The sequence below is a fragment of the Isoptericola croceus genome, from assembly GCF_029382255.1.
GTDB lineage: Bacteria > Actinomycetota > Actinomycetes > Actinomycetales > Cellulomonadaceae > Isoptericola > Isoptericola croceus.
In genome coordinates this window covers 1-266 of sequence record NZ_JARLLG010000350.1, presented here as the reverse complement: position 1 = coordinate 266, position 266 = coordinate 1, and the positions used below count along the sequence as shown (strand labels likewise).

Sequence of the window (266 nt, the reverse complement as noted above, 5' to 3'; positions counted from 1 at the left end):
AAGAAAGCATAAGCAACACAAGGGATTAACTCATCACTCACTTAGCTAATTAAATCTTCGACCATGTCGGACAAGTGCGGCAACTGCGACTGTGCTGACAAGAGCCAGTGCGTGAAGAAAGGTACCAGCTATGGCGTCGTCATAGTTGAAGCCGAGAAGAGCCACTTCGAGGAGGTCGCCGCCGGCGAGGAGAACGGCGGCTGCAAGTGCGGCACCAGCTGCTCCTGCACCGACTGCAAGTGCGGCAAGTGAAGTCACGAAGCAAC

Annotated in this window: 1 protein-coding gene; it reads right to left on the bottom strand. The window is 54.5% G+C overall.

Annotation, left to right across the window (positions count from 1 at the left end; translation table 11 throughout):
* Positions 1-45: 45 nt before the first annotated feature.
* Positions 46-266, bottom strand: a 221-nt coding sequence (locus tag PZC42_RS24815) for a hypothetical protein (protein WP_277214230.1), incomplete at its 5' end; no start/stop codon positions are given.